This is a genomic window from Mesorhizobium sp. M0676, from assembly GCF_040320535.1.
Lineage (GTDB): Bacteria > Pseudomonadota > Alphaproteobacteria > Rhizobiales > Rhizobiaceae > Mesorhizobium.
The window spans coordinates 14265-37679 of record NZ_JAMYPU010000036.1 but is presented as its reverse complement, the minus strand read 5'-3'; the positions used below and the strand labels follow the sequence as shown (position 1 = coordinate 37679).

The window sequence follows — 23415 nt, the reverse complement described above, 5'->3', positions numbered from 1 at the left end:
TGGCTGCGGGGCATTGTCATTTCTGAGGATCGGTTTGAAACGGCGTATCGAGATCGGCATCCTGTATTCCCGCTCGGGCAGCTACCAGCTGGTCTCCGATGCGTGCCGGATGGGCGCCATGCGCGCCATCGCCGACATCAATGCCGATCGGAGCTATGGCATCGAACTGGTTCCGGTCGAGCGCGATCCGCAAAGTAATGCCGATCGCTACGCGACTTTGTGCGAGGACATTTTCAGGACCAGCAGCGCGCGCCATGTCGTCGGTTGCGTCACCTCGTGGAGCCGCAAGGAAACCATCCCGGTGCTGGAGAAGGCCGGCGGCATGCTCTGGTATGCCTGCCCCTATGAAGGGTTCGAGGCCAACGAGCATGTCGTCTACATGCACGCCTGCCCCAACCAGCATCTGGTTCCGCTGATGGCGCATGTCGTGCCGCGTTTCGGCGCCAACGGCTTCCTGCTCGGCTCGAACTACATTTGGGGCTGGGAGATGAACCGCGTGGCGCGCGACCTGATCGCGGATGCCGGCGGCAAAGTGCTGGGCGAGCGCTATCTGCGCATCGGCGAGACCGACGTGTCGCGGCTGATCGCGGAAATCCGGGCGACGAGGCCGAGCTTCATCCTCAACAATCTGATCGGCACCTCGTCGTATGCCTTCCTGGCGGCTTACCGCGAGTTGGGCGATGAGGATGCGGCATTCAGGCCGGAAAACTGCCCCGTCATCTCCTGCAACCTCACCGAAGGCGAGTTGCCGGCGATCGGCGAGACAGGGAAAGGGCATCTGTCGGTCGGGCCCTATTTCGCGCCCCGGCCGGCTGCCTTCGCTTCGTCCTTCGAGGCCTCCGCCTATGCCTCGGTGCAGGTGATGGCCGACGTGCTGTCGCGCGATGCCGATGCCGGCCCGGCGGAATTTTCCAAAGCCTTCGCCGAACGGCGCTTCTCGACCCGGCTCGGGCCGATCGCCATCGACGCGCATTCCCAGCACGCGACGCTGCCGGTGATCATCGGCCGGATCGCCGATGGCTTCTTCGAGGTCGTCAGCCAGGAGGATGAGGTCGCGCCGGATCCATATCTGTCGCGCTACGATCCGGCAAAAACGTTCGGCCGTCCACGCCTGAGGGTGGTGTCGTGACCCGGACGCGCATCCCCAATCTCGGTGGCGCCAGAGCCTTTATCCTGCATCGCCCGCATCCGACAGTGCAGGCCATCACCAGGCAGTTGTCGGCCATCGGCCTGGCTACGATCGACTGCTGGCCGGAATTGCCGCCGGAAGCTCTCGCCGCCGATTTCGTCTTCTTCGATGCCGATCTCGGTTTCGACGAGCAATTCCCGTGGAAAGCCGGTGAAGCACCGATGCCGCTGGTGGCGCTGATCGGTTCCGAGGCGCCGGGGCGTATCGAATGGGCGCTGTCGCACAAGGCCGATGCGCAGCTGCTGAAGCCGGTCGGCAATGCCGGTGTGTACAGCGCATTGCTGATCGCAAGGCAGAGCTTCGAGGCACGCAAGCATTTAGCTGGCGAGATAGCGTCGCTGCGCCAGCGCGTCGCCGAGCGCCAGACCATTGTGCGCGCGGTGACGGCCTTGTCGAAAGGCAGCGATGACGAGCGCGCCTATGCGCAGCTGCGTTCGCTGGCGATGAGCTGGCAGATCAGCGTCGAGGATGCAGCGCGCAGGATCGTGGCAATGACGGATGAGGAAGGCGGCGATGACCAGTCCCATCGCGCCTGATCTCCCGGTACGCATGCCGGCAAAACCGCGCGCCGGCGTCTGGCGTCGGCTGGTCAAACGCCGCCTGGCGCTGCTCGGGCTGGTCATCGTCGCCATTGTTGTCGCCGGCGCTGTGCTGGCGCCCCGGCTGACCGGCTACGATCCCAACGAGCAGATGTTCGACGGCCTGACCATCGAGGGCTCGCCGCTGCCGCCCAGCGCACAGTATTGGCTCGGCACCGACCTGCTCGGACGTGACCTCTTGACCCGCATCCTCTACGGCGCCCGCACCTCGCTGATCATCGGCATCGTCGCCAATGGCGTGGCATTGCTGATCGGCACGCTGGTCGGCGTCACTGCCGGTTATTTCCGCGGCTGGATCGGCAGTGCGCTGATGCGCTTCACTGATCTGATGATGGCGTTCCCGGCGCTGCTGCTCGCCATCTGCCTGGCGGCAGTGTTTCAGCCGAGTCTGTGGATCGTCGCCATGGTCATCGCGCTGGTCAACTGGGTGCAGACGGCGCGTGTCATCTACACCGAGACCTCATCGCTGGCCGAGCGCGAGTTCATCGATGCCGAGCGCAGCATCGGGGCGAGTGCGCCGCGCATCCTATTTCGCCACATCCTGCCGCATCTCCTGCCGACCATCATCGTCTGGGGCACGCTCGGCATCTCGACTACCGTGCTGCTGGAGGCGACGCTTTCCTTCCTCGGCATCGGTGTGCAGCCGCCGACCGCGTCGTGGGGCAACATCATTTTCGAGAACCAGACCTATTTCCAGGCCGCGCCCTGGCTGGTGTTCTTCCCCGGCGCCGCAATCCTCGCGTTGGCGCTGGCCTTCAATCTGATCGGCGACGCGTTGCGCGACATCCTCGATCCGACGCAAAGGGGCCGGGAATAATGGGGGGCCGGTCATGATCGCCTATCTCGGCCGCCGGCTGATCCAGTCGCTGCTCATCCTGCTTGGCGTCTCGCTGATCACTTTTGCGCTGCTCTACCTCTTGCCGGCCGACCCGGTGCGGCAGATCGCCGGCCGCAGTGCCACGCCGCAGACGGTGGAAAACATCCGCCAGCAACTCGGCCTCGACCAGCCTTTCGTGGTCCAGTACTGGCACTATCTGACGAAGCTCGTCAGCGGCGATCTCGGCCGCTCCTACATACAGCGCTCCGAGGTCACCGAGCTCATCGTCTCGCGGCTGCCGGCCAGCCTGCTTTTGATGGTAGGCGCCATCCTGTGCGAACTGCTGATCGGGCTCTCCATGGGCCTGATCGCCGCCGTCAAGCGCGGCACCGCCACCGACCAGACCCTGATGGTCGCCTCCTTCGTCGGCGTCTCGGCGCCGCAATTCGTCGTCGGCTTGTTGCTGCTCTACGTCTTTGCCGTGCGGCTAAGCTGGTTCCCGATCGGCGGCTACGGCACATGGCGCCATCTGGTGCTGCCGTCGCTGACGATGGGCATACTCGGCGCCGGCTGGTACGCGCGCATGATGCGCTCGTCGATGATTGACGTCCTGCGCCAGGATTATGTCCGCACGGCGCGGGCCAAGGGCCTGGCGCGCAGCGCCATCATATTCCGCCATGCCTTGCCCAACGCCATCCTGCCGGTCATCGCCATGATCGGCATCGACATCGGCATCTTCATGGGCGGCATCGTCGTCGTCGAAAGCGTGTTCGGCTGGCCGGGTATCGGTCAGCTGGCGTGGCAGGCGATCCAGCGCGTCGACATTCCGATCATCATGGGCGTCACGCTGGTGTCGGCCTTCGCCATCGTGCTCGGCAATCTGCTCGCCGACATCATCGCGCCGTTCATCGATCCCCGCATCAAGCTCAGATGAAAATGAAACAGAGAAAGGGCACACAACAATGAAAAAGTTTCTCGCATCCACAGTCGCGGCATCCGCCTTGGCCCTCATGCTCGGCATGACAAGCGTCCGCGCCGAAGACACGGTCGATCCCAACGCCAAGCAAGGCGGCGCCATCACCATCACCTACAAGGACGATGTTGCGACCCTCGATCCGGCGATCGGCTATGACTGGCAGAACTGGTCGATGATCAAGAGCCTGTTCGATGGGCTGATGGATTACGAGCCGGGCACCACCAATTTGAAGCCCGACCTCGCCGAAAGCTACGAGATTTCGCCCGACGGCAAGACCTTTACCTTCAAGCTGCGCCATGGCGTGAAATTCCACAATGGCCGCGAGATGACGGCCGACGACGTGAAATATTCGCTCGACCGCGTCACCAATCCGAAGACGCAGAGCCCCGGCGCCGGCTTCTTCGGCTCGATCAAGGGCTATGACGATGTCGCCGCCGGCAAGGCCGAAGGCCTGTCCGGTGTCACCGTCATCGACCCCTACACGGTCAAGTTCGAACTGACCCGGCCCGACGCCACCTTCCTGCATGTCATGGCCATCAATTTCGCCCATGTCGTGCCGAAGGAAGAGGTCGAGAAATATGGCGCCGATTTCGGCAAGCATCCGGTCGGCACCGGCGCCTTCAAGCTCGCCGAGTGGACGCTGGGACAGCGCATCGTCTTCGAGCGCAATGCGGACTATTGGCACAAGGGCCTGCCGCATCTCGACAAGATCACCTTCGAGATCGGCCAGGAGCCGATCGTGGCGCTGCTGCGCTTGCAGAAGGGCGAGATCGATGTTCCCGGCGACGGCATTCCGCCGGCCAAGTTCCAGGAGGTGATGGCCGATCCCGAGCAGAAGGCGCGTGTCGTCGAAGGCGGTCAGCTGCACACCGGCTACGTCACCATGAACACCACCATGGCGCCGTTCGACAATGTTAAGGTGCGTCAGGCCGTCAACATGGCGCTCAACAAGGCGCGCATCATCCAGATCATCAACGGCCGCGCCGTGCCGGCCAACCAGCCGCTGCCGCCGTCGATGCCGGGCTACGACAAGGACTACAAGGGTTATCCCTATGACGTAGCCAAAGCCAAGGCGCTGCTGGCCGAGGCCGGTCATGCCGATGGTTTCGACACGCAGCTGTTCGCCATGAACACCGATCCCAACCCGCGCATTGCCCAAGCGATCCAGCAGGACCTGGCGGCGATCGGCATCAAGGCCAGCATCCAGTCGCTGGCGCAGGCCAATGTCATCGCCGCCGGCGGTGACAAGGCCGGCGCGCCGATGATCTGGTCGGGCGGCATGGCCTGGATCGCCGACTTCCCCGATCCGTCGAATTTCTACGGCCCGATCCTCGGCTGCGCCGGCGCGGTGCCGGGCGGCTGGAACTGGTCGTGGTACTGCAATAAGGACCTCGACGCCAAGGCGGCCGAGGCGGATTCTGTGGTCGACCCGGCAAAGGCCGGCGAACGCGACAAGATGTGGAGCGCCATCTACGACAAGGTGATGGAAGACGCGCCCTGGGCGCCGGTCTTCAACGAACAGCGCTTCACCATGAAATCCGCCCGAATGGGCGGCGCCGACAACCTCTATGTCGACCCGGTCCATATCCCGATCAACTATGACAATGTGTACGTAAAAGATGTGCAATAGCTGCGACTACACCATCCATGGGCGCCATCACCATTTCGGCTGGGACAATTCCTTTGTCCCGGCCGAGCGGGTGGCGCCCGGCGCGACCATCGAGTTCCAGTGCCTCGATGCCGCCGGCGGCCAGCTGAACGCCGACAGCACGGTCGCCGAAATCGTCAAGCTCGACTTCGCCGGGGTCAACCCGGTGACCGGGCCGATCTTCGTCGAGGGCGCCGAGCCGGGTGACGCGCTCAAGGTGACGATCGAGATGTTCAAACCGTCCGGCTTCGGTTGGACGGCGAACATTCCCGGTTTCGGCCTGCTCGCCGATGACTTCACGGAACCGGCGCTGAACATCTGGAAATACGATGCAGCCGCGCTCGAACCGGCGCTGTTCGGGAAAAACGCGCGCGTGCCACTGAAGCCGTTCGCCGGCACCATCGGCAATGCGCCGGCTGAGATGGGGCTTCACTCGGTGGTGCCGCCACGGCGGGTCGGCGGCAATCTCGACATCCGCGATCTCGCTGCCGGCACGACGCTCTATCTGCCGGTTGAGGTGGCCGGCGCGCTGTTTTCGGTCGGCGATACGCACGCCGCACAAGGCGACGGCGAGGTCTGCGGCACGGCGATCGAAAGCCCGATGGACGTCGTGCTCAAGCTGGACCTGGTCAAGGACGCCAGGCTGAAGACGCCGCGCTTCACCACCGCCGGTCCGGTGACGCGCCATCTCGACGCCAAGGGTTACGAGGTGACGACGGGGATTGGGCCGGATCTGATAGCGGGCGCGAAGGAGGCGGTGGCGCAGATGGTCGATCTGCTCGCCGGCCGCTACAAGATCGACCCGGTCGAGGCCTACATGCTGGTTTCGGTGTGCGGCGACCTGCGTATCAGCGAGATCGTCGACATGCCGAACTGGGTGGTGTCGTTCTATTTTCCGCGTTGCGTGTTTGAATGACGGTACGTCGGCGCCGCACCCCCACCCCGCTGCTTCGCAGCGACCCTCCCCACAAGGGGGAGGGTAAAGCGCTGCCACCCTACCCCCCCCTTGTGGGGAGGTCGGACCGGAGGTCCGGGTGGGGGGCAGCGCCAAGGTTTGTGCGAATGGTGCGACGGAACCAATCCGTCGCAGGGCTCCACCCACAATGACCCTCGCCGACACCCCCGTCCTCTCCATCGCCAACCTCTCCGTCAGCGTGCGCGGCGAGGACGGCGAGCGCAATGTAGTCTCCAACCTGTCGCTGACGCTGGCGCGCGGTGAGACGCTTTGCATTGCTGGCGAATCCGGCTCCGGCAAGTCGATGACCGCGCTGGCGATCATGCAGCTTTTGCCGCAGCCGGCGGCGCGCATATCGTCAGGCATGATCCGTCTTCGGGATGGGAATCGGGGCGACACCGACCTAGCAACCCTCGACGAACGCCAGATGCGGCGCATTCGCGGCGACCGCATCGCCATGATCTTCCAGGAGCCGATGACCTCGCTCAATCCGGTGCTGTCGATCGGCCGGCAACTGACCGAATCCATCGAAGCGCATACCAGCCTGTCGTCGGCGCAAGCCCGCCAGCGCGCGATCGAGGCGTTGAAGGCGGTGCGCATTTCGGAGGCGGAAAGCCGGCTAAAGCAGTTTCCGCACGAACTCTCCGGCGGCATGCGCCAGCGGGTGATGATCGCCATGGCGCTGGCGCTCGAGCCCGACGTGCTGATCGCCGATGAGCCGACGACGGCGCTCGACGTCACCGTGCAAGGCGAAGTGCTGGAGCTGTTGCGCGACCTGCAGCGCCAGCATGGCACCAGCGTCATCCTGATCACCCACGATATGGGCGTGGTTGCCGAAATGGCCGACCGGGTCATCGTCATGCGCGACGGCCGCATGGTCGAAGAAGGCACGACATCGGATATTTTTGCCCGCCCGCAGGCCGACTATACGCGCGAACTGCTGGCTGCCGTGCCGCGCATCGGCAGTGGTGTCGGTCGACAGAAATCCAGGGATGCGATTGACGTCTTGAAACCGGCCAATGTCGCCGAGGTCAACGACCTGCATGTCCGCTTCGATCTGCGTGGCGGCATCTTTGGCCGGGTCACCCGCCGCGTCCACGCCGTCGAGGGCGTCAGCTTCTCGATCGCGCCCAACGAAACGCTTGCTCTGGTCGGCGAATCCGGCTGCGGCAAGTCGACGACCGCCAAGGCGCTGGCCGGACTGGCGCCGTATAGCGGCGACATCGTCATTGGCGGGCGCAATCTCTCCGGTCTTGGCCGCGACGAGCGCAAGGCGGTGCGCCGTGACGTCCAGATGATTTTCCAGGATCCCTTCGCTTCGCTCGATCCGCGCATGCGCGTCGGCGAGCTCGTCGCCGAGCCGCTGGTGATCCATGGCATCGCCTCCAAGGACGAGCGCCGCGAACGGGTGGGGGCGCTGTTCGAGCGCGTCGGCCTGTCGGCCGACCAGATGGAGCTTTACCCGCACGAATTCTCCGGTGGCCAGCGCCAGCGCGTCTGCATCGCCCGAGCGCTGGCGCTACGACCAAAACTGATCATCGCTGACGAAAGCGTCTCCGCGCTCGACGTCTCGGTGCAGGCGCGTGTGCTCGATTTGCTGAAGGAATTGCAGCGCGAATTCGGCGTCGCCTATCTCTTCATCTCGCACGACATGGCGGTGGTCGAGAACATTTCCGACCGCGTTGCCGTCATGTATCTCGGCCAGATCGTCGAGATGGGCACGCGCGACCAGGTGTTTTCCAACCCGCGCCATCCCTACACCAGGCGGCTGATCGACGCCGTGCCGGTGCCCGATCCGGCGCAGCGCAGAACGCGCTTCGCGCGCCTCGACCAGGAAATCCCGAGCGCCACCCGCAGGATCGGGGAGGCGCCGCTGAAGCTGGCGCTGAACGATGTCGGCGGCGGCCATCTGGTTGCTGCGGAAAGCTGAGCCCGCACTGGCTGGCAGCTGTTCTTTTACTTTGTTGAGTACAACCAAGAACTGCCGTCTCGGGTTTACCGCGTCTTAGGTGGACGGCGGCCACTATACGGTCGGAGTTCTTGCAAAGGGGAAAAATAGTGCTCAAGGCGGTTCTGCAGCTGCTGCCGGGTCGGTTCATGGATGTGCGCATGCGCGTATCCGCCGACTACGAGACGCGCGTCGTGGAGCGGCCCGGGCGCTGGATGAAGGCTGCCGAACTGGAGCAGCTGAGCAGCGATCTGCGGCTGGTAGCGTCCAAGACACTGAAGTTCGGCAGCCTGACCTATGGCGTGTTTTCCGGCGACCGCAGCCGGCTGGAACATTCCATCATCACCATTGTCTACCGGCGCAGCGACCGGCAGCCGATCGCCTTCAACGCGCTGGCGCTGATGGAGATATCGCTCGCCGGCAAGCCCTATGAAGTCTTGCACCTCGGTCTGGTCATGATCGATCCCGACGAGCGCAGCCGCGGGCTGAGCTGGATCCTTTACGGCCTGACCTGCTTCCTGATGTTTTTGCGCAATCAACTGCGGCCGATCTGGATTTCCAATGTCACCCAGGTACCCGCTGTCGTCGGCATGGTCGCGGAGGCGTTCAGCAATGTGTTCCCAGGACCGCATGCCGGCGCGCGCCGCTCGCTTACCCATGTGCTTCTGGCGCGGCAGATCATGGCGCGCCATCGCCATGTCTTCGGTGTCGGCCCCGAAGCTGGTTTCGACGAAGAGCGCTTCGTCATCACCAACGCCTATACGGGCGGCTCGGACGATCTGAAGAAGACCTTCGACGAGGCGGCCAAGCACCGCGTCGAGACCTTTAACGAGTTCTGCCGCAAGGAACTCGACTACACGCGCGGCGATGATGTGCTGCAGATCGGCCAGATGAGCTTTCAGTCGGCGCGCACCTATCTCGCCGACGCGGTTCCGCGCGGCTCGCTTGCCGCCCTTGCGGTAGCAGGTGCGGCGGCCACGCTGCAGCGGCTGGTTTTGCCGGTGGTACACTGGGCGGATAGCAGCCGCCAATGGAATGTGCTGAGACCATGGACACGCTGATGGCTTCATCCGTGATGATGCCTGGGTGTGAGCTGATGGGCGCTGACCGATGAACCTCGACGACACGCTCGTGGCCGACACCATCACCTCGCTGGCGGCGCTGTTCGGGCTGCTGATCGTGATATCGGTCGTCGGCGGGCGCGACACCGGCGATCCGCTGTCGCGGCGTTTTCTGTTCGGTTTGCGGGTGCTGACGGTTCTGCTCGCCTGCCGCATCCTCGACTGGACTACCGGCCTCGCACTCTTCCGCTTCGTCACCATCGCGGCGGCGGGCCTGCTGCCGCTGGCCGCACTGCTGCTGACCGAAGGCCTGCTACGCCGGCACGCGCCGTTTGCGCTAAAGTTCTTTGCCGCCGGCGGCGCCCTGCTGTTTCTACTGCTGGCGCCGATCCCGGAACGCTTTGCCGAGCCATGGCGGATGGCGGTACTACTTGCCTTCCAGTTCGGAGGTTTTCTCGCCATCGGCTGGCTGGTGATGACGCGCGATCGCGACAGCCTGTCGGCGGCCGAAAACCGCACGGTCGAGCGCATGGCGCTGTCGCTGCTGTTGATCATTCCGTTCATGGTCACCGACTACCGGCCCGGCCTGTTCGAAGTGCCGGTTCGGCTTGGCGGCATCGCCATCCTGTTCCTGTGCTGGCTGACGATCGGCCTTGGACGCGCCAGCCTCGGCCATCGCGACACGATCGGCGCCTTTACCGTGATTACGCTGAGCTCGGTTTTCGCCGGGCTGGCGCTGGGCGGCATCGACGATCTCGGCTGGCGCGGCAGTGTGCAGGGCGTGGTGATCGTGCTGTCGGCGACGCTGCTGGCAGTCATCTACAATGACAGCGTCAGCCTCACCGCGGAGAAGCGCCGCGACTCGTTGCTGAAGCATATGGCCGAGGGCGACCTCACCGATTCGGCGCGCTTCCTGCGCGGCCTGCAGAGCCATATTCTTGTCGACGGTGCGCTGATCCTGCCGGCAGCCGACCTCGGTGATTTCGACCTGAAGGTGCTGGCCCGTGCACTGGAGCAGGAGCCCGTGCGCTCGCTCGCCGATACGCAGCCGGGGGCGCCAGTCGACCAGGATATACGCGAGCAGCTGGCATGGCTGTTCGAGAAATTTGAGGCGACCCATGTGCTGCTGGCGACGCTCGAGCCGTTGACCGTGGTGGCGCTCAACATGCCGGCGCTGGCATCGTCGCCGGGCGTGGAAATGGAGCTGCGGGCAGTCCAGCGCATGGCGATGCTGATCTCGCAGCGGCATGCGAAGGGTTGATCATACTGAACGGGCCGGCTCTTGCGTCGGCCCGTTGCCGTAGCCGGGTCAGGCGGCCTTGGTCTTCAAGGCCTCTTCGTCGCGCACCATTTTTGTCACGGCGGCGAAGTCGAGCTTGCCGGAGCCAAGGACCGGTACCTTTGAGACCACCCGCACTTCGGCCGGGACCATCAGGTCCATGGCGCCGTTGGCCTTGGCGTTGGCGAGGAATTCCGCTCGTGTGGCGCCAGATGCCTCGGTGATGAGGATCAGCTTTTCGCCCTTGCGCGCGTCGGGCACCGTGGCGACCGCCGACAGCGAGCCCTTCCACAATTCGCCGGCCAGCGCTTCGACAGCGGCGAGCGAGATCATCTCGCCGCCGATCTTGGCGAAGCGCTTGGCGCGGCCGCGAATGGTGATGAAGCCGCCTTCGTCGATAGCGACGACGTCGCCCGTATCATGCCAGCCGTCCTCGAGCGGTTCGAGCACGCCGGGCTTCTCGGCCCGGAGATAACCGGCCATGACATTGGGGCCGCGCACGAACAGCCGGCCGCCTTCGTCGACGCCGGGGACCGGATCGAGGCGGTATTCCATGCCGGGCATGATCTTGCCGACGGTTCCAGAGCGATTGTACATCGGCGTGTTGATGGAGATCACCGGCGCCGTCTCGGTGACGCCGTAGCCCTCGAGGATGCGTAGGCCGAACTTCTCCATATACGTCATGCGCGTCGCTGTCTTGACCGGTTCCGCGCCGGCAAAACAGTAGCGTATCGAGCGGAAGTCGTAGGGGTGCGCGGTGCGCGCGTAGCCGGAGAGGAAGGTGTCGGTGCCGAAGATGATCGTCGCGTTCGAGCCGTAGATCAGTTCCGGCACGAGGCGGTAGTGCAGCGGCGAGGGGTAGAAATAGACCGGCACGCCGGAGATCAACGGCAGCACCGTGCCCGCGGTCATGCCGAAGGAGTGGAAGATCGGCAGCACGTTGAACACCTTGTCGCCCGAATGGAAGTCGATACGCGACGCCGCCTGGGCGGCGTTGGCCAGGATGTTGCGGTGCGTCAGAACGACGCCCTTCGGCGTACCTTCCGAACCCGAGGTGAACAGGATCACCGCCGCATCGCCGGGCTTGCGTTTCGCGCGCGGCGTCGACTTGCGCAGCAAGCCGAGCAGCTTATCCTTGAGACTGATGGTCTTTCTGAGATCGTCGAGCCACACGATGTGGACCGAGCGACCGAGTTCCTCGACTACAGCGCCGAGCTTTGCCTGTTCGACGAACGCGCGGGACGTCAGCACGGTGCGGACTTCGGCGGCCTTGCAAGCGGACAGAATATTGGCAGCACCTGCGGTGAAGTTCATCATCGCCGGAACCTTGCCGGCGGACATGACGCCGAGCAGCGTCGCGCAAGAGCCGTTGGCGTTGGGCAGCATGATGCCCAGCGTCTGCTGGTCGGCATAAAGGTTCTGGAACTTCTCACCAAGCACGGCGGCAGCCGTGAGCAGCTTGCTGTAGCTGAGAGAACCGGTGACCGGATCCTGAACTGCGAGCTGTTTCATGCCGCGTTCGTTCGCAGTCTCGATGATCTTTTCCAGTACGGTCTTGTCGATGTCCTGGGTGCGGAAAACGAGATCCGACATCACCTGGTAGAGCGCGGAACCCGCCGCGGCGCGGCGCTTGCGGCCCTTCAGCTCCTGCGGCACCTCGAGCTTGACCGGTTCCAGAATGGTCACCCTGACCTTCGGGAACAGGCGGCGGCGCACATGCTGCGAGCTCAGCCGCGAGAAGTAGGTCTTCTCCAGCCCGTCGATGCGCACCGGCACAACCATCGAGCCGGTCTTGTCGGCAACCATGGCGGCGCCGTCATAGACCTTCATCAGGCCGCCGGTCACGGTGATGCGTCCCTCCGGGAAGATCACCAGCGGGTCGCCGCCCTGCACGATCTTGATCAGCGTGCGGGTCGACATCGGCTTGGCCGGGTTGAGCGGCAAAGCGCGGGCAAGTTTCATGAACGGCTTCATCCACCAAGCCTGGGCAATGGTGTAGTCGATGGCGAAGACCGGTTCCTCATCGGTCAGCGTCAAGGCGAGCGGACCGTCGAGGAAGCTGACATGGTTGAGCGCCAGGATCGGCGCCTTGCCGGCCGCCTTGAGGTTTTCCATGCCCTCGACTTCGAGGCGCAGGAAAGCGCGGAACAGGATGGAGACGAAGTCACGGAAGGGGTTCGTCGGCAAATATTTCAGCATCAGCCAGGCGGCAATCGCATTGGCCGCGACGAGGCCGAACAGGATGCCGCCGGTCGAGACCTTCGTCTGGATCAGGGCCATGATGATGCCGCCGCCAGTCATGAAGCCGGCATTGACGATACTGACGGCGGCGACGACCCGGGCGCGCCGCGCTTCGGGCGACCAGGCCTGCACGGCGGCGAAGGTCGGCACCACCAGGAAAGCGGCTGCAATGGCCATGCCGGCGAGGTCGATGGCGACGCGGATCGTGTTTGGGCCGGCGAAGAATGCGCCAAGGGTTTCCGCCTGGGGCGACGGCGTCATACTGGAGATGGTCCAGGCGAGATGCAGGCCGAACAGGGCGAGCAGCGCCGTGCCGACCGGTGCCGGCAACAGCACGATGCGGCCCTGCGACATCCAGGCGGCGATGGCCGAACCGATGGCGATCGAGACGGCGAACACGGCGAGGTAGACGGTGACGGCCATTTCGTTGCCGCCGAGCGAATCCTTGATCAGGACCGGCAGGAGCGAGAGCACGATGGCGCCGATCAGCCAGAACCACGACGTCATCAGGCCGGCGCGCCAGATGCGCGTGTCGGTGCGCAATTCGGCGACCTGGCGCCAGGTCGAGCGGAAGATGTTCTTGTCGATGACAAGGTCGGGCGCCGCCGAACCGGTGGACGGGATATAGCGGCTGACGAGCCAGCAACCGACGGCGAGCGCCATCATGATCGGTCCGAACACCGCGACGCCGATGCCATCGGCGGAAACGACGCCGCCGGCTATGGTGCCGCCGAGAATCGCGGCAAACGTGGCTGACTCGATCCAGGCGTTGGCCTTGGGCAGTTCCTTGCGTTCGAGGTGATCGGGCAGGATTCCGTATTTGATCGGTCCGAACAGCGCCGAGATAATGCCGAACATCAACAGCGCCGTCATCAGCACGGGAATGGACGACAGGGCGATGCCGACGACGGAGACACCCGCCGCGGCGATCTCGGCGAATTTCAGACGCTTGGCTATGAGCGCCTTGTCGAAGCGGTCGGCGAGCTCGCCGCCGAGCGCCGACAGGAGCAGGAAGGGGGCCATGAAGACGGCGCCCGCCAAGGTGACCAGTGATGCCGCCTGGTCCGCCGCCAGCGTGAACAGAATAAGGAACACCAGCGTGTTCTTGAGGAAATTGTCGTTGAAGGCGGACAGGAACTGCGTCCAGAACAAGGGCGCAAAGCGCCTGGATGTCATCAGATGAGCTGTCGGACGATTGATCGGGGCGATTTCCATAGCGGCGACTTCCATTGGGCAAGACCGATTAAAAATCCTGGCTGGATTGATCAGCGGTCTTGCGCGTTGAGCCTTGTTTAGCGGGAACCCGGTTACACTTCGTTACTGCGGCTGACTTCCATCAGCAACTTCTCGGTCTTGGCGTCTTCCAGCCGGTTGATGAAGCGGCTTGCCTCTTCCGAGTCGCGCAGCGTCTTGGTGATGGTGATCGAGGTGTGCACGAGCATGATGGCGGCCATCGCATAAAACCCCTTGGCGGCGAAGCTCGCCTCCATGAAGTAGATGCCGCCGGCCATCATCGTGGCGGCAACGGCGAAACTGGCCATGGTGAAGGTCTTCCAGGCGCTTGAGTCCTTGGGGGAATAGGTGTTCGGGGTCATCGATATGGTCCTTTCGTTTCAAGGTTAGGTTGGTTGGGCGTGGGTCTGTTTCAGGCTGGATACAATCAGGCCGGATACAATCAGACTGGATAACAATCAGGCCGGGTACGATCAGGCCGGCTTGGTCATGGTCTTCGTGAGCCGTTCGAGCACGGCGTCGGCGCTGCTTCTCAGCGGCGCGCCGCAGCCGGCGGCCGCAAGCTTCTCTGAGACCGCGGCAGGATCGCCCGACTGTTCCATCTCGGCCATGGCGGCCGCGGTGGCGTCGATCTGCTTTTGCCTGGTGCGCAGGCGCAGCAGCGTCTCCTCGGCGTCCCTGAGCGCCGACAGGCTGGAGCCGGGCGCGCTTTCTCGCAGGCGCTGGGTCGAGTCGACCGCGGCAACGATGCGCTGGCCGCGCTGCAATTCGCGCAGGCGCATTTCGGAGACGCGGATAATCCGCTTGAGACGCTCGATCTCGGCGCCGAAGCTTTTCTGCGCCTCGGCGGAGGCGTCGCGTTCGGCTTCCAGCATGGCGATGGTTTCGGCGGCTTCGCGGGCCAGTTCATTCTGTCCCTGCTCGATCGCGGCGATCGTGCGCTTCTCCAAATCGTCGATGCGGAGGACAAGCTTCTTGTACTGCGCGACTTCCTGTTCATTCTGGGCGATGGCAATTGCAACCGCCCGGCGGGCGGCCGCGATAGCGTCGGCGCAATCGCGGATCTGCTGGCGCAGGATTATCAGCGCGTTGCGGTCGACGACCGCCTCGGCGGCTTCGTAGCTTCGGCCGCGAACGAGAGCAAAAAACTGTTTCAACATTTCCGTTTCTCCTCTATGAACGTTGTTCATGAGGCAAAGTAGCACATTGTGAACGGCGTTCAAGGAGAAAATGAACGGTGTTCATGATTGCGCATAAGAGAAGGTTAATGACCGCAAAACGGGACGCCAAACGCGAGGACCTCAAAGGCAGGCTGATCGAGGCCGCGCAAGCGCGCATCCAGTCCTCGGGGCTCGCCGGTCTGCGTGCGCGCGACATCACGGCCGATGCCGGCTGCGCGCTGGGCGCGCTCTACACCGCCTTCGCCGACCTGGACGAGCTCATCCTGCATGTCAATTCGATCACGCTGGCAAGACTTGGGGCGGCGTTGGAACAAGAGGCGACCGCCGCCGCCGAGCCAAGGGCCAAGCTGAAGGCACTGGCCAAGGCCTATCTCGGCTTCGCCCGCGGCAATCGCATGGCGTGGAAGGCGCTGTTCGAGCATCGCATGGCGCCAGGCGTGGCGGTGCCCGGATGGCATCTGGCCGAACATGCCGTGCTGATCCAGCATCTGGTCGAGCCGCTGGCCCAGCTGCTCCCGGCGGCGGCAACGCCGGAGCTTTTGGCCCGCGCGCGCACGCTGTTCTCCGCCGTGCATGGGATCGTCACCATCTCGCTCGAAGACCGTTTCATTGGCCTGGCGTCCACCGATCTCGAAAGTGAGCTGCTGGGTTTCGTCGACACGCTGGTAAGCGGGCTGAAGGCGGAGAGAGAATGAGCTGCTGCGATCGGCTCTTGCTTCACGGCACTCTGCCCTTATGAAGATCGTGGCGGGGACTGGCCGGTTGATCCAGGCCGGCTGAGACTGTTGGGGATGTCCGGTGACAATCGATCAGAACCGTCGGTTTCGACCCGAAATACAGGGGCTGCGCGGCTTGGCGGTCGCGCTTGTCGTGGTCTATCACATATGGCCGGATGTGCTGCCTGGCGGATATGTCGGCGTCGACGTCTTTTTCGTCATCTCGGGCTATCTGATCACGGGCCTGCTGGCGCAGATGGCGCTGCGCGGCGGCCGGATTTCACTGATCGAATTCTACTCGCGACGGGTGCGACGGTTGTTGCCGGCAGCAACCCTGGTGCTGCTGGTGGCATTGCTGGGCACGCTGCTTTTCATCTCAAAGGCGCGCTGGGAGGAAATAGGCAACCAGATCGTGGCGAGCGCTCTTTATGTCGAGAACTGGCGGCTGGCCTCGATTGCGGTCAGCTATCTCGAGGCCGACACCTTGCCGAGCCCGGTGCAACACTACTGGTCGCTTTCCATCGAAGAGCAGTTCTACATCGCCTGGCCGTTGGTGATGATCGGCGTGATCTGGCTGGCGCGCCGCCGTGACCTTCCGCTGAGGGCCTGCTTGATCGGGGCGTTGTCGCTCATTTTCGCGGCATCACTTGTTGCCTCTGTCGTTTTGACGGCGACGGATCCGGCCCAGGCCTATTTCGTCAGCCATACCCGCCTGTGGGAATTGGCGCTGGGTGGTCTGCTGGTGCTGACCGAACACCAGTTTCGACTGGCGGCACTCACTAGACAGTGGCTGGCGATCGCCGGCATCCTGGGCATCGTTGCGTCCGCCTTGCTGTTTTCCGCTGCAACTCCATTTCCCGGCGTCAGTGCGTTGTTGCCGACCTTGGCCACAGTGCTGGTCATCCTGGCTGGCGAGGTTGAAGTCGGCCGGTTTCGTGGGCTCGATTCGTTGCCACTTCGTTTCATCGGCGATCGCTCCTACTCGGTCTATCTATGGCATTGGCCGCTGATCACCATCTCCCAGGCGCAGGGTCATTCGCTGACCCTTGCCGGCGGTTTCGGCCTGATTGCGGCGACCCTGCTTCTATCGGATCTGTCCTATCGATATGTTGAGCAGCGCTACCGGCAAGCTCGGGGCGGCGCCTGGTGGAAGCCGCTGGGATACGGCACCGCGGCGGTTCTCACATGCGTGGCCGCATCCGGCAGCCTGCTGCTCTTTCTGAAGACCGAACGCATCGACACCGCGCTGATCGGCACGCCTTCCTACCCTGGGCCCGCCGCTCTCGTATCCGGCGCCGTGGTCCCGGACGGTGTGAACCTTCTGCCGCCGCTGGCCCGGCTGAGGCGGGACGTGCCGGTCGTGTATGCAAGGAAGTGCCACCAGGAGGAAAGCTCGGAGCCCAAACGATGCTCTCTAGGCGATCCCACGGGTGCGAAAACAATGGTTCTGGTGGGAGATTCTCATGCAGCCCAGTGGGTGCCGGCACTGGACAAGATCGCAAAGGACCGCAACTTCAAACTGGTTACCTTTACAAAATCCGCCTGCCCATTCACCCGCGTGGCCATCACGGCGGATGGCAAACCCAACGTCTTATGCGCGCAGTGGCACGAAAAGGTGCTGGCCGAGATCCTAAAGCTGAAACCGGATCTGATCTTCACCAGCCAGTCCAATTACGGAGCGGTTCAGCAAGACGTGATGATCGAGGGGCTGCGAAGTCTCTGGGGCGGGCTGACGGACGCCGGCTCGCAAATCGTTGCCATCCGCAACACGCCCTATATGAAATTCGACCCGGGCGAATGCCTGAGTTCGACCCCAACGAAATGCGTCACCAAACTGAGCGATATTGAGCGGAGCAACGTGTTGGCGCTGGCCGCGGAAGGACAGAAAAATGTGCGCGCCATCGATATGCTCGATGCCATTTGCGGGCCGCAACTATGCCCGGCAGTTGTCGGCAACATCATCGTCTGGCGGGACAGTCATCATCTGACCGCCAGCTACTCGCTTGCCCTGGCGCCCTATCTCGCAGCGAAGGCGGGGCTTTGACGAGACGTCTCGGAACTTAGATGTGTCGACAGGCAGGAAAATTCCGCTGGTGGAGCTGAGGAGGATCGAACTCCTGACCTCGTCATTGCGAACGACGCGCTCTCCCAGCTGAGCTACAGCCCCGTCCAGCGGATGGCGCATTTATCGAAGGCTGCGGTTTCCTGTCAAGGCGGGGTTTTGCGGAAATCCCTTGTGCCCGGTGCTTATAGGCGACCGGCCCTTGCCGGTTTCGCGCGCAATGGCTACATGTCGGCAACAATCGGAGACCGGCATGCTCGCCCTCATTCAAACAATCGTCATGGCGCTGGACCTGTACTGGTGGGTCATCATCGCCTCGGCGATCTTTTCCTGGCTCTATGCGTTCAACGTCGTCAACTCGCGCAATCAGTTTGTCGGCAGCATCGGCAACATGCTCTACCGGCTGACCGAGCCGGCGCTGCGGCCGATCCGTCGGTTCATGCCCGACCTCGGCGGCGTCGACATTTCGCCGATCATCCTGCTTCTGCTCCTGTTCTTTCTCAGGCAGCTCATTCTCACCACGATAGCGCCGCTGGTCCTGTGAGCCTGACGATGGCATGAGCGCGCCATTCCGCTTGCGCGTCGACGGCATCGACCTGTTTATCCGGCTGACACCGAAGTGTTCGGTGGACAGGCTCGGAGGCGCCGAAACATCGGCCGACGGGCGCAGCCATTTGAAGGCGCGCGTGCGCGCCGTGCCGGAGAATGGCGCGGCCAATGCGGCGCTGGAACGGCTGGTGGCCAAGGCGCTGGGCGTTCCGGCATCGGTCGTGTCGGTCATTGCAGGCGGCACGGCGCGGCTGAAGACGGTGCGTGTCGGGGGTGATCCGGCGGTGCTGGCGCAGCGTATCGGGGCGCTCAGCGGCTGATCGAAGATCCAGCGTTGCGGCATGCAGCCCCTTGATCTGTCGGCGGAACAGCGCCCCCCTCTGTCCTGCCGGACATCTCCCCCACGAGGGGGGAGATTGGCAGCTTCCGCCCCACTCTCAATCCCCCAGCGGCAATTTGGGATCATCGACCTTCAGCGTGTTCACGCTCTGCTTGATGCGGCGCAGGTTTTCGAGAACCCTGGGTCCGCGCGTTTCGGCCACGGAGGTGACGATCATGTCGACGATCGACAGCAGCGCGTAGCGCGAAGAGGTCGGCTTGTAGATGTTGCCGTCTTCCAGCGACTGGAACTGGATGACGGTATCGGCGGCCTTGGCCAGCGCTGATTCCGGCGGGGTTACGGCGATGGTGGTGGCGCCATATTGCTGGGCCACCTGAACGGCGTCGATCACCGAGCGCGCATAGCCGGACACCGAGAACGCGATCAACGTCGTCTCCGATGTGGCGACCGCGGCATACATGCGCTGCAATTGCCCGTCGATCTGCGCCAGCACCGGCACGCCGAGCCGAAACAGCCGGTTCTGCATCTCGGTCGCCATCATCGAGGAAATGCCGCCGGAGCCGATGCACAGCACATTGCCCGAACTGACGATGCGCGCGGCCACGCCCACCAGCGTCTTCATGTCGAGGTTTTCGCTGGCGCGCTGGATGGCGGCGATTGCCGCTTCGGTGATGGCCGACGCAATGCGCTGCTCGCGCGCGTCGCGGTTCAGCGGTTCGGGCGACAGATACTGGCCGCCAATGGCAATCGCCTGCGCCAGGTAGAATTTGAAATCGCGCAGACCCTCGCAGCCGAGATTGCGGCAGAAACGGGTGACCGTCGGCTCGCTGACGCCGACGCGCGCGGCAATTTCCGAGATTGCCGCCTTGGAGGCGAAGTCGAGATCGGTCAGCACGAGGCCGGCCAGGCGGCGGTCCGATTTGGTGCCGTCCTGCGACATCAGCTGCAGGCGCGTGATGATGTCGGCCGGCGTTTTCATTTCTGGGTTGTCGTCTTCATCGTGGTGTTTTCGTTTTCATGCCGGCGCTCTCATAGCGGCAGGCCTGTCGCCGTGTCGAACAGATGGATGTTTGCAGGCGCGACCGAGACCGGCAGCATTTCACCCGGCTTGACCTGTATCCGATCGCGGAACACGGCGCGCACCGTGTCAGCGCCGATGACGCCATAGACATGGGTTTCCGAGCCGGTCGGCTCGACGACATCGACCTTGATCGCCATCGCGTCGACAGCCTCGCCGATGACGAAGTGTTCGGGCCGTATGCCGGCCTCGACCGTGCTGCCAGCCGGCACCGTCTTGCCGGCAAGTGCCAGACGTCCGCCCCCGGCCGATTCGAGCCAGCTTTTCTCGGGCGTCGTCTTCAGGGCGCCGGAGACAAAACTCATCGACGGCGAGCCGATAAAGGAGGCGACGAATTTGTTGGCGGGACGGTCGTAGAGTTCCAGCGGTGCGCCGACCTGCTGGATCTTGCCGCGGTCCATCACCACGATGCGGTCGGCCATGGTCATGGCCTCGATCTGGTCGTGGGTGACATAGACGATGGTCGATTTCAGCCGCTGGTGCAGCGCCTTGATCTCGGTGCGCATCTGCACGCGCAATTGCGCGTCGAGATTGCTGAGCGGCTCGTCGAACAGGAACACCGAGGGTTCGCGCACGATGGCGCGGCCCATGGCGACGCGCTGGCGCTGGCCGCCCGACAGTTCCCGGGGATAGCGGTCGAGATAGGAGAACAGGTTGAGGACGCCGGAGGCCTTTTTCACCTTGTCGTCGATTGCCGTGCGGCTTTCGCCGCGGATCTTTGGGCCAAAGCCGATGTTGTCGGCAGCTCTCAGATGCGGAAACAGCGCATAGGACTGAAAGACCATCGCAATATTGCGCTGCTGTGGCGGCAAATCGTTGGCGCGCACGCCGCCGATCAAGAGGTCGCCTGAGGTGATCGGCTCCAGCCCGGCAAGCATGCGCAGCAAGGTCGACTTGCCGCAGCCGGAAGGGCCGACCAGCACGACGAACTCGCCGCTCTTGATGTCGAGGCTGATGTTTTCGAGGATCTTATGGCGTCCGAAGGATTTCGACAGGTCGCGGAACTCGACATCGGTCATGGTCAGGCTCCCAATATGTCGTCGATGAAGGGCAGGAAGCCGGCGGTCAGTCCGGCGTCGACCGGCACCACCGCGCCGGTTATCCCCGATGCGCGATCCGAAACAAGGAAAGCCACCGCTTCGGCCACTTCCATGGCGTCGACGATGCGGCCGAGCGGATAGAGCCGCTTGAGCTTGCCGAGAACATCCGGGTTCTTGGCCAGGCGATGGTCCCAGGCGGCAGTGCGGATCGAGCCGGGGCAGACGACATTTGCGCGCAGGCCGCTGCGGCCGAGCTCCACCGCGACCGATTTCGCATAGGCATTGATGCCGGCCTTGGCTGCGGCATAGGCCGGGTTGCCGAAATGGGCGATGGCGTTGACGGAAGAGATGAAGACGACGCTGCCCGAACCGCGCGCGGCCATCGCCTTGATCAGTGGATCGGCGAACAGCATCACCCCGGTCAGATTGAGGTCGAGCTCGTGCTCAATCTTATCGGGTGTCAATGCGGCAAGCGTCTCTGCGCGCGTCCAGCCGGCATTGTTGATCAGCATGTCGGGAACGCCATCTTTCTCGAGGATCGCTGGTATCGCCGCCTCGATGGAAGGCGGGTCGAGGAGGTCGAAGACGTGACGCGACGCGAGGTGCGGGCTGCGCAACGCGTCTTCCGACTGGTCGCAGCCGACGACCCGCGCGCCACGTTCGGTCAGCAGCGCCACGATGGCCGAGCCCAGGCCGCCGCCGGCGCCGGTCACCAGCACGGTCTTGCCTGCGAATTCGGCCGTTGAAACCACGCTGCGCGCCTCCTGGGATCCACGATAGTCGGAAAACGCTATTTTAAGAAATGTAATTAAGCAACAGGATAATCCGCTTGCACGGGGTGAAATGAAGGATAATGTAGGAAAGTCACATAAAGCCTTGGCCGCCTGAAAGCCGCAATAGCCCAGGCGCCAATCAATGGGAGAGATCGAATGAAGCTTGCAAAATGGACTGTCGGCCTGATGGCCGGAATGAGCCTGCTCGCCCTGGCCGCGCAGGCAGATGCGGGCGAGGTGCGCGTAACCGTCGCCGAATACAGCGCCAAGACCGGCCCGTATTTCGAAGCGGTGAAAAAGGAATTCGAGGCAGCCAATCCGGGTATCACCGTCAAGTTCGAAGTTGTGCCGTGGGACGTGCTGCTGCAGAAGCTGACCACCGACATCACGGCCGGCACCAATGCCGACCTGTCGATCATCGGCACCCGCTGGCTGATCGATTTCGTCCAGCAGGATGTCGCCGAGCCGCTCGACGGCTATATCAAGCCGGAGTTCAAGGACCGCTTCATCGACACCTTCCTGTCGCCCTCGATCATGGAGGGCAAGACCTACGGCCTGCCGATCGCGGCCTCGGCGCGCGCCATGTACTACAACAAGGAATTGTTCGAGAAGGCCGGAATCGCCAACCCGCCGGCAACCTGGACCGAGTTGCAGGAGGATGCGCGCAAGATCAAGGCACTGGGCACCGGATCCTTCGGCTTCGGCCTGCAGGGCAAGGAGATCGAGACCGACGTCTATTACTATTATGCGATGTGGTCGCAAGGCACCGAGATCCTCAACAAGGACGGCACGTCGGGCCTCGGCACGCCGGGCGCGCTCGAAGCCGCCAAGCTTTACAAGTCGATGATCGACGAAGGCCTGACGGAACCCGGCGTCACCTCCAACAACCGCGAGGACGTCCAGAACCTGTTCAAGCAGGGCAAGGTCGGCATGATGATCACCGCGCCCTTCCTGTCCAACCAGATCAAGGACGAGGCGCCGAACCTGAAATACGGCGTGGCCGCTATCCCCGCCGGACCGACCGGCGCGCGCGGCACGTACGGCGTCACCGATTCCATCATCATGTTCAAGAATTCCAAGAACAAGGATGAGGCCTGGAAGCTGCTCGACTTCCTGTTCACCACCGAACAGCGCGCCAAGTTCACGCAAGGGGAAGGCTTCCTGCCGGTGAACAAGGAAGAAGCCAAGATGGACTATTACGTCAACAATGCCGATCTGGCAGCGTTCACCGCGCTGCTGCCCGACGCCCGCTTTGCGCCGGTCATCCCCGGCTGGGAAGAAGTCGCCCAGATCACCTCGGATGCCATGCAGAAGATCTATCTCGGCGGCGACCCCGAGGCAGGCTTGAAGGAAGCGGCTGCCAAGGCCAACGCCGTGATCAAGAAATAGGGCGTATCTCCCTGCGCCCGGCGCGCCCCTGAGATCGGGGCGCGCCACACTTTCCTCTCCCTCCGGAGGGGGAGAGGTGGCTCGGCGAAGCCGAGACGGAGTGGGGGAACCACCTGGCAACCGCCGCGAACGGACATAGGAAGGGCAATAGGGGCAAACATCACCTCGCCTTGCGCCCCAAGGGTCGACATCCACTCCGTCGACCCCCACTCCGTCGACCCCCACTCGGTCTAGTTTCGCTCGACACCTCTCCCCCGATCGACGGGGGAGAGGAAGGGCTCCCTTCCGCAACCGTTGCGGAGGATGGGCAGGCAGGTGAGGGACAGCGCAAACGTCCGCAG

General features: G+C 63.6%; 20 protein-coding genes and 1 tRNA gene. 14 read left to right on the top strand and 7 right to left on the bottom strand.

All coding sequences use genetic code 11. The features are described from left to right. The first annotated feature begins 34 nt into the window (after positions 1 to 34). The 9 genes from NKI35_RS27790 (at position 35) to NKI35_RS27750 (ending at position 10454) form a co-directional block, all read left to right on the top strand. Positions 35 to 1129 carry a transporter substrate-binding protein gene (locus tag NKI35_RS27790; protein ID WP_023824328.1) on the top strand — a complete coding sequence of 365 codons (1095 nt, stop codon included), beginning with the start codon at positions 35 to 37 and terminating at the stop codon, positions 1127 to 1129. Next, positions 1126 to 1725 carry an ANTAR domain-containing response regulator gene (locus NKI35_RS27785; RefSeq protein WP_352741970.1) on the top strand — a complete coding sequence of 200 codons (600 nt, stop codon included), beginning with the start codon at positions 1126 to 1128 and terminating at the stop codon, positions 1723 to 1725. Before NKI35_RS27790 ends, NKI35_RS27785 begins: the two co-directional genes overlap by 4 nt. Next, on the top strand, positions 1703 to 2605 hold the full coding sequence (locus NKI35_RS27780) for an ABC transporter permease (RefSeq protein WP_023693235.1): 903 nt from the start codon (positions 1703 to 1705) through the stop codon (positions 2603 to 2605). Before NKI35_RS27785 ends, NKI35_RS27780 begins: the two co-directional genes overlap by 23 nt. A gap of 13 nt (positions 2606 to 2618) precedes the next feature. After that, complete coding sequence (locus NKI35_RS27775; protein WP_023815305.1) at positions 2619 to 3539, top strand: ABC transporter permease; 921 nt, start codon at positions 2619 to 2621, stop codon at positions 3537 to 3539. Positions 3540 to 3615: 76 nt separating this feature from the next. Then, on the top strand, positions 3616 to 5211 hold the full coding sequence (locus NKI35_RS27770; protein WP_502897179.1) for an ABC transporter substrate-binding protein: 1596 nt from the start codon (positions 3616 to 3618) through the stop codon (positions 5209 to 5211). After that, positions 5201 to 6145, top strand: a complete 945-nt coding sequence (locus NKI35_RS27765) for an acetamidase/formamidase family protein (protein ID WP_352741966.1) — start codon at positions 5201 to 5203, stop codon at positions 6143 to 6145. Before NKI35_RS27770 ends, NKI35_RS27765 begins: the two co-directional genes overlap by 11 nt. 187 nt (positions 6146 to 6332) lie before the next feature. Continuing rightward, the gene (locus NKI35_RS27760; protein WP_023698727.1) at positions 6333 to 8114 is read left to right on the top strand and encodes an ABC transporter ATP-binding protein; all 1782 of its coding nucleotides are present in this window, start codon (positions 6333 to 6335) and stop codon (positions 8112 to 8114) included. A 128-nt stretch (positions 8115 to 8242) separates the two neighbouring features. Beyond that, positions 8243 to 9193, top strand: coding sequence for a hypothetical protein (locus NKI35_RS27755; RefSeq protein ID WP_352626012.1), 951 nt, complete (start codon positions 8243 to 8245; stop codon positions 9191 to 9193). 49 nt (positions 9194 to 9242) lie between these two features. After that, positions 9243 to 10454, top strand: coding sequence for a hypothetical protein (locus NKI35_RS27750; RefSeq protein ID WP_023730197.1), 1212 nt, complete (start codon positions 9243 to 9245; stop codon positions 10452 to 10454). Positions 10455 to 10502: 48 nt separating this feature from the next. Here the strand turns inward: NKI35_RS27750 and NKI35_RS27745 are convergent, their stop codons facing one another. The 3 genes from NKI35_RS27745 to NKI35_RS27735 all read right to left on the bottom strand — a co-directional run bounded on the left by NKI35_RS27745 (position 10503) and on the right by NKI35_RS27735 (position 15106). Further along, positions 10503 to 13889, bottom strand: a complete 3387-nt coding sequence (locus NKI35_RS27745; protein ID WP_352741964.1) for an acyl-[ACP]--phospholipid O-acyltransferase — start codon at positions 13887 to 13889, stop codon at positions 10503 to 10505. Between the two features lie 131 nt (positions 13890 to 14020). After that, positions 14021 to 14308 (bottom strand): YiaA/YiaB family inner membrane protein, encoded by a 288-nt coding sequence (locus NKI35_RS27740; RefSeq protein ID WP_023668598.1) that lies wholly within the window; start codon positions 14306 to 14308, stop codon positions 14021 to 14023. 111 nt (positions 14309 to 14419) lie between these two features. After that, positions 14420 to 15106 (bottom strand): PspA/IM30 family protein, encoded by a 687-nt coding sequence (locus NKI35_RS27735; protein ID WP_352520791.1) that lies wholly within the window; start codon positions 15104 to 15106, stop codon positions 14420 to 14422. A 107-nt stretch (positions 15107 to 15213) separates the two neighbouring features. On the opposite strand from NKI35_RS27735, the gene NKI35_RS27730 reads away from it, so the two are divergent. Further along, positions 15214 to 15822 carry a TetR/AcrR family transcriptional regulator gene (locus NKI35_RS27730; protein WP_352520792.1) on the top strand — a complete coding sequence of 203 codons (609 nt, stop codon included), beginning with the start codon at positions 15214 to 15216 and terminating at the stop codon, positions 15820 to 15822. A gap of 103 nt (positions 15823 to 15925) precedes the next feature. Further along, positions 15926 to 17887 (top strand): acyltransferase family protein, encoded by a 1962-nt coding sequence (locus tag NKI35_RS27725; RefSeq protein ID WP_023834657.1) that lies wholly within the window; start codon positions 15926 to 15928, stop codon positions 17885 to 17887. Between the two features lie 47 nt (positions 17888 to 17934). On the opposite strand, the gene NKI35_RS27720 is transcribed toward NKI35_RS27725, so the two are convergent. Then, a tRNA-Ala gene (locus NKI35_RS27720) sits at positions 17935 to 18010 on the bottom strand. A 148-nt stretch (positions 18011 to 18158) separates the two neighbouring features. Here NKI35_RS27720 and NKI35_RS27715 point away from each other — a divergent pair. Both NKI35_RS27715 and NKI35_RS27710 read left to right on the top strand, forming a co-directional pair. Continuing rightward, on the top strand, positions 18159 to 18449 hold the full coding sequence (locus NKI35_RS27715) for a YggT family protein (RefSeq protein ID WP_023668602.1): 291 nt from the start codon (positions 18159 to 18161) through the stop codon (positions 18447 to 18449). Between the two features lie 13 nt (positions 18450 to 18462). Beyond that, entirely contained in the window at positions 18463 to 18774 is a 312-nt protein-coding gene (locus tag NKI35_RS27710; RefSeq protein WP_352538947.1) for a DUF167 family protein, read from the top strand. Between the two features lie 117 nt (positions 18775 to 18891). On the opposite strand, the gene NKI35_RS27705 is transcribed toward NKI35_RS27710, so the two are convergent. The 3 genes from NKI35_RS27705 to NKI35_RS27695 are packed head-to-tail and all read right to left on the bottom strand — an operon-like array spanning position 18892 to position 21664. After that, positions 18892 to 19773, bottom strand: coding sequence for a MurR/RpiR family transcriptional regulator (locus NKI35_RS27705; RefSeq protein WP_023681445.1), 882 nt, complete (start codon positions 19771 to 19773; stop codon positions 18892 to 18894). 50 nt (positions 19774 to 19823) lie between these two features. Then, on the bottom strand, positions 19824 to 20891 hold the full coding sequence (locus NKI35_RS27700; protein WP_352741961.1) for an ABC transporter ATP-binding protein: 1068 nt from the start codon (positions 20889 to 20891) through the stop codon (positions 19824 to 19826). A 2-nt stretch (positions 20892 to 20893) separates the two neighbouring features. Beyond that, complete coding sequence (locus NKI35_RS27695; protein WP_352538949.1) at positions 20894 to 21664, bottom strand: SDR family oxidoreductase; 771 nt, start codon at positions 21662 to 21664, stop codon at positions 20894 to 20896. A gap of 177 nt (positions 21665 to 21841) precedes the next feature. On the opposite strand from NKI35_RS27695, the gene NKI35_RS27690 reads away from it, so the two are divergent. Further along, positions 21842 to 23074, top strand: a complete 1233-nt coding sequence (locus NKI35_RS27690; protein WP_023726097.1) for an ABC transporter substrate-binding protein — start codon at positions 21842 to 21844, stop codon at positions 23072 to 23074. Positions 23075 to 23415 lie beyond the last annotated feature (341 nt).